Origin of the sequence: Rhodanobacter sp. 7MK24 (genome assembly GCF_014842995.1) — a bacterium.
Taxonomy (GTDB): Bacteria; Pseudomonadota; Gammaproteobacteria; order Xanthomonadales; family Rhodanobacteraceae; genus Rhodanobacter_A.
Genome location: NZ_JACYXL010000012.1, coordinates 76,252 through 82,547 on the forward strand (window position 1 = coordinate 76,252; position 6,296 = coordinate 82,547).

At 65.9% G+C, this 6,296-nt stretch carries 3 protein-coding genes, 1 tRNA gene and 1 pseudogene; 2 read left to right on the forward strand and 3 right to left on the reverse strand.

Annotated features, from left to right (window positions below; translation table 11 throughout):
• Positions 1-3: 3 nt before the first annotated feature.
• A complete protein-coding gene (locus IHE49_RS16690) occupies positions 4-336 on the reverse strand; it encodes a lipid-A-disaccharide synthase N-terminal domain-containing protein (RefSeq protein WP_192160019.1) in 333 nt (110 codons plus the stop codon).
• Between the two features lie 99 nt (positions 337-435).
• Between IHE49_RS16690 and IHE49_RS16695 the strand changes: the two genes are divergently transcribed.
• Both IHE49_RS16695 and tssA read left to right on the forward strand, forming a co-directional pair.
• A tRNA-Val gene (locus IHE49_RS16695) sits at positions 436-510 on the forward strand.
• Positions 511-982: 472 nt separating this feature from the next.
• Complete coding sequence (tssA, locus tag IHE49_RS16700) at positions 983-2,029, forward strand: type VI secretion system protein TssA (protein WP_192160024.1); 1,047 nt, start codon at positions 983-985, stop codon at positions 2,027-2,029.
• 287 nt (positions 2,030-2,316) lie between these two features.
• Here the strand turns inward: tssA and IHE49_RS16705 are convergent, their stop codons facing one another.
• Positions 2,317-3,390 carry a hypothetical protein gene (locus IHE49_RS16705; protein ID WP_192160026.1) on the reverse strand — a complete coding sequence of 358 codons (1,074 nt, stop codon included), beginning with the start codon at positions 3,388-3,390 and terminating at the stop codon, positions 2,317-2,319.
• Positions 3,391-3,445: 55 nt separating this feature from the next.
• A pseudogene (locus IHE49_RS16710) lies at positions 3,446-6,296 on the reverse strand (S-layer family protein); the annotation flags it as partial.

A 6,296-nucleotide genomic window follows, 5' to 3' on the forward strand; every position in this document is an offset into this window, starting at 1 on the left:
GCTTCAGGGGGTGGCGTCGCCGGTCAGATTGTTCTTGTGGTGGCGCAGGTGCACCGCGAGGTTGTAGACCGAGACGAAGGCGGGGAAGAAATTCGAGATGATGCCCACCGAGTCGTTCTTGCCGATGGTGAAGTAAGCCAGCAGCAAGGCGCTCCCCAGCACCGACAGCCACCAGAACGACAACGGCATCACCACCCGCTTCAGCTTGCGCGTGTAGTAGAGCTGCACGAACCAGCGGCTGGTAAACATTACCGAGCCCAGCAGGCCGACCGCCTTCCACGGCGTCAGCTGGAACTGCTGCAGCGCCTGCAGGGCGTGGGAAAGGTCGTGTGGCATGGCGCTGATCCGGTCGGCGGGGAGGTCCGGCATTTTACGCGACAGCTTCGCAATGGTTGACCTTGCCTCCCTCATTCCGTATATTTGCGCGCTCCCGGCGGGCGGTTAGCTCAGCGGTAGAGCACTGCCTTCACACGGCAGGTGTCACAAGTTCGATCCTTGTACCGCCCACCATCGAATCGAAAAAATAGGGCCCGGCTTGCCGGGCCCTATTTTTTATGACCAAAACACACTGCAGCGCAGACGACCGTCGATTTCCCCCGCTTTGCGGCGACCGGTGCACGGCATCCCACGCTGGCCTCAGGCCCCGGGGATGTACTGATACCGCAGCGACGCTGGTGTTCGCAGGTGATGCCGGTTCGTGAGTGAGGCTTGGCCCATCGCCCGCGACGCGCTGGCTGCCGATGCCGATGCCGATTTCACCGTGCAGGTGGCGAAACGCGCCTCGTCCGACTTGTCCTGACAGGCCCAACTTGCCCGCCAAGCAGTGGACATCGCACTCCCGGCGGCGTCGATGGCGCTACTGGGAAAGTCCATGCAAGCGCACGCCATCGCGCTTGCGTTTGCATATGCCGAATGGCCTGCGCGCGGCGCGCATGCGCGCGCCTGATGTACCATCTGAGGTCCGTTCTCAGGGGGAAAACCGATGGCATACCGCGATCTGGAATCGTTGCTTGCGCCGCTCGATGACGAGGCACCCAGCGGACCCGACCTGGAGTACGACCCGGAATTCCAGAGCCTGGAGCGCACGGCCACACCCAAGGCCGAACGCGCCGTCGGCGACAGCGTGAAAACCGCCGAGGAACCCGACTGGGAGAAGGTGTCGAGCATGGGCGAAGCCCTGTTTGGCCGCAGCAAAGACCTGCGCGTCGCCATGCACCTCACCGCAGCTTGGACTCGCATGCATGGCCTCGCCGGCTGGGCCGACGGGTTGGCACTGATTCGTGGCCTGCTGGAAAACCAATGGGACACCGTGCATCCGCAGCTGGATGCCGAGGACGACAACGACCCGACCGCACGCGTCAATGCGGTGGTTCCGCTCGCTGACATGCAAGGCGTGCTCGGCTATTTCCGCGGCACTCCGTTCGTGCAGTCTCCGCGACTGGGGCGATTCTCGCTGCGCGACCTGCGCATCGCCAACGGCACGCTGAAAACCTCGGCGGAAGACGAATCCAGCCTGCCGAGCATGACGGACATCGAGGCCTGTTGCCTCGACTGCGCCGAGGAACAACTGAGCGGCGCCGCCCAGGCGACGGTGGCGGCGATGGAACACGCGCGCGCCATCGACAACGCATTCAACGAACGGATCGGTACCGCCGGCCCGGATCTCAAGCCGCTGCTCAGCGAAATCTTCGAACTCAAGAAATTCCTCGACGCCGAAATGGCCAAGCGCGCGCCGTCCGGCGAGTCCGAGGCAGCGGGCGACGGGGATGGCGACGGCACCTCGACCGGCGCTTCGACCTCTGCAGGTGGCGGCGGCGGTGGCGGCCGCATCGAGACGCCGCAGGACGTCATCAAGAAGCTGGACGAGATCTGCGAGTACTACGCGCGCCGCGAACCCTCCAGCCCGATCCCGCTCATCCTGCGCCGCGCGCAGCGGCTGGTCGGCATGGACTTTGTCGAACTGATGAAGGATCTGGCGCCCGGCGGCCTGTCGGAATTCCAGGTCATCTCCGGCGCCAGCGAGGAATAACGCTGCCGGGCGGGACGGAGGCACTGCGGCTTACCGCGCATTCTCCCCGCTAAGCCGACTGCGGCCTTGCCTGTCCGATGTGGTGCGGCTGCTTCATGCCGCACTTGTCTCCGCCGATGCCAACCGTGGCAGCGAACGCCACTCGGCAATGCGTATCAAACTGCATGGTCGTGCGGGGCGAAGGCAAGGGCAAAGGGAGCGAACTCGCGCTGGTCCATCGCCACATGACGTGCTGGAAGGCCGCGCTCCGCAACGCCTGGGTCCGGCGTCGACCAAGCGAATGACGATCAATCCACGCCGAGGCAAACTGGCGCGCCGCTGCGCACGAACAGCATGTGGACGTTCGGATCCCAGCTCAGCGTCATGCCTCCCGGCAAGCCCGCCGTGATGCTTGCGTCGGCCGACTGCGTGATCGGCCCTACCGCGGTTTGGTCGCCGTCGCCGAAATGCACGGTCGCGCTGACCGTATAGCTGTCCGGATTCGCACAGGACGCCACATTGACCGCTTGCGACACGGCTGCGTCGCGACGCGTGATGGTCGGCAAGCTGCCGTGCCCCAGCGTGAGTAGGCCCTGACCGCGGCAAGTCGCCGCGAGCGTGTATTCGATATTCACCTGCAAGGGCGACGCCGCCTGCAGCGTCGCCACCGCTTCGGGTTGCCTGGTGCAACCCACGAGGAACGCCTTGCGCTGGGGCACCACATGCAGCACGTAGCCACCCGGTTTCAAGTTGGCGGTGCTGGCCAGCGTGAGCGCGATGCGCAGCGGCGTGATGCTGGTAATGGCAGGCTGCACATCGGTGGGCTTGCCCTGCACGTCGGTCAGGCTCAGCTGCGGGTTGGCGCACTGCGCATCCAGCAGGTTCGCACCGAGTACGACGAAGGTCAATGGCTGGCTGGAAGGATGGATCACGAACAAGGGCTGCTGGTCTGGCGTCTCCACCGCATCGATCACCGGTGGCACCGGCTTGTCGGCAGGCGCCGCCTTGGCGAGTTGATCGACTGCCAGCGCGAGCGATGTCGCCAGCGCTTGCGCATCGCTACCGCGACAGGCGGCCGAAGCCTTCAGGTAGGCTTGCGTGCGCTGCGCTGCGGCGTTCGCACGCAAGGCCGCGCCCTTGATCTTGTCGCCAAGGATTTCGATGGGCTGTGCCGTCGAGCTGCCCAGTTGCTGGCGCAACGCATCGCCGATCTGCGCAAGCTGCTGCCCGACCGCGGTCAACGCTGTATCCGGATGCGCCTGCGTTCGCTGCGCGAGGGCCTGTCTTGCCGCGTCGAGTTGCGCGAGCACGTAGTCGCCGGTGGGCCGGGCCGCGTCCTGCGCCGCGACCCGCCCGCTCCAACCACCTACAACGAACAGCAAAGCCAGGGCTGCGACTTTCGCCCGCAGCCGCCGTCTCTCCTCCATCCGCCGCGGCTCACTCATTGTCCGAGCAATCCGCCGAGGACGGCTGGCCGGGCTGGCAATTCTGTTGGTCGGCCGGCAGCAGGATGCCGGACGGCACGATGCCGAACGAACGGTAGTTGGCTGAGATCACGCTGGAGTCGATGTAGGTGTCGCCGTGGTTGCCGTTCTGCGCCCGGCTGGTCAATGCCGAGGTCGGCACATTGACGCTAGGCGCACCGGCCACGCCAAGCAGGCCACCCTGGGCATCCACGGCATAGAAATAAGCCGGCGGCGAGCCCACCAGCGACACCAACTGGGTGCTTACACCGGTGACGTAGATCGGTGCGACAGGAGTGCCCATGCTCCCTGTCGACAACCAGGTGCCACTGCCGTCGTATGCCCAGGTGGTGCCCTGCTGCAGCAGGTCGCCGCCCTTTACGCTGAGATACAACGCCGAGGTGCCGGCGTTCACGGTGTACGCGCTGCCACTGACCGAAGCCAGCGTCAGCGTCTGCGCGTCGGTGAAGCTGAATCCTGCCGTCGACGCGAAGCCGCCCAGCGTACCGACATGGTTGCCCATGAACTGCGAGGCCGAACCCAGCGTGGTCAAGCCGCCCGCGCTGCCGGTAAGCGTGCCGGCATTGATCACTCCGTTGGCTCCGCCATTGATGGCACCGGCGGAATGCAGCGTGGTGAGCGAACCGGACAGCGCACCGTCGATCGTCAGGTCGCCGCTGGTCGTCGTCAGCGCGGCGCTGGCACCGCCATTCACTGCACCGGATAGCGTCAAAGCACGTGCATCCGTAAGGCTGAATCCACTCGCGGTGAAGTTGCTAAGCGTATCGATTTGATTCGCGCCACCCAGCGTTGCGCCGCCGGACGAACTGCCGGTCAGCGTACCCGCGGCGACGAAGCCGCCCGCTCCTTCGCTGATCGCTCCGCCAGACGTCAGCGTGGTCGTGCCGCCCCCGCTGTTCACGCCCGCATCGATGACCAGGGCACTGCCGCCGCCTAGGCTCACTGCGCTGCCGCTCACCGTACTGTTGATGGTGAGTGCCCCTGCCGCGGTGGCAAGGCTGGCCGCACCACCGCCAGCGTTCACTGTGCCAGCTACGGTCAGTGCCTGTGCGTTCTTCAGACTGAAGCCGGCCGCGCTGAAAGTACCCAACGTGCCGACGGCATTCGCGCCATTCAGCGCGGTACTGCTGCTCGAGCTGCCGGTGAGCGTGCCGGCGGTGACGACGCCGCCGCTGCCTTCGCTGATACCGCCGGTCGAGGCCAGCGTGGTCGTGCCTGCACCGCTGTTCACGCCGCCATTGATCGCGATGCCCGCGCCGCTCAGGGCTACCGCGCCGCCAGCGACGCTGCCTGCAACGGTCAACGTGCCCGTGGTGGTGGCAAGGCTGGTCGTGCCGCTGCCGCCGCTCACCGTGCCGCTTACAGTCAATGCTTGCGCATTGTTCAGGCTGAAACCGGTCGCCGTGAAGTTGCCCAGGTTCGCGATCTTGTTGGCGCTCCCCAGCGAAGTCGCACCGCTGGAGCTGCCGGTCAACGTGCCGGCCGTGATCACGTCGCTGCTTCCCTCGACGATGCTGCCCCCGGAATTGAGGGTGGTGGTGCCGGTGCCGCTATCAACGTTGCCGTTGATGCCGAGGCCTCCCTGCCCTCCCAGCGTGACCGAGCCCCCGGAAACACTGCTGTTCACCGTGAGCGTGCCAGCCGTGGTGACAATGCTGGTGGCCCCGCCGCTGCCGTTGATCGTGCCGGCCACGGTCAACGCCTGGGCGTTGGTCAGGCCGAAACCGTTCGCGGTGAAGCTGCCGAGCGTGCCGATCCGGTTCGCACCGTTCAACGCTGTGCTGGAGGCAGAGCTGCCCGTCAATGTGCCCGCGATGATGGCGCCGCCTGCACCCTCGGTAATCGAGCCACCGCTGGTCAGCGTGGTGGTGCCACTGCCGCTGCTCACCGAGGCGTTGATCGCCAGAGTACCCGCCGAGTCCAACGTGACACTGCCACCCGTCAAGGACTGGTTCACGGTCAGCGTATTGCCACTGCCTGTGGTCGTCAGGCTGATGACACCTGTTCCGCCCGTCGTGGTCAGCGCACCACTTGTCGCCAGGGCATGTGCATCGACCAGGCTGAAGTTCGCGGCGCCGAAGTTGCCCAGCGCGGCGATCTGGTTGTTCGCGCCGCCCAGTGCGGTGTTGCCGCTTGAGCTGCCGGTCAGCGTCGACGCATACACCCTGCCGTTCGTGCCTTCGCTGATCGAACCGCTGCTCGCCTTGAGCGTGGTCGTACCGCTCGTGCTGCCCGCGATTCCATTGATGGTTAGGTTACCCGATCCGACTGTCAGTGTCGTGCCGCCGGCACCGCCGCTCACCGTGTCTCCCACCCCCACCGTCAACGCTTGCGCATTCGTCAGGCTGAAACCATTCGCGGTGAAGCTGCCCAGCGTAGTGATCAGGTTCGCAGCACCCAGTGTCGTACCGTTCCTGGAACTGCCGATCAGCGTGCTGGCCTTGATTATGCCGCCGGACTGGCTGATGGCTCCTGCGGAACTCGTCAGTTGCACCGTCCCGCTGGCGCCTGTGGCGGTCACGTTTCCGCCGAGGATCAGGCCGGCATCGCCCGAGAGCACGACGCTGGAGCCGCTCCAGCCACCGGCGCCCGTCGTCAATGCCGCGGTGGTGTGGACCGAAAGATCGCCGTCGACGGTCAGCGTCGAGGGCGCCACGAGCGAGTCGCCGCTGACCGTCAGGTTGTTGAGCGCAAAGGCGCCGCCCACCGTATCGAGCGACACCGTGCCCGCCGTGCCCGCCATCAAAGTCAGGCTGCTGCCGCCTGCCGTGGTGCCACTGACGTCGCCGCCGAAACTGATGTTC

Coding starts and splice junctions, on each gene's coding strand:
- tssA (WP_192160024.1), top strand. CDS start 983: ATGGCATACCGCGATCTGGAATCGTTGCTTGCGCCGCTCGATGACGAG.
- IHE49_RS16690 (WP_192160019.1), bottom strand. CDS start 336: ATGCCACACGACCTTTCCCACGCCCTGCAGGCGCTGCAGCAGTTCCAG.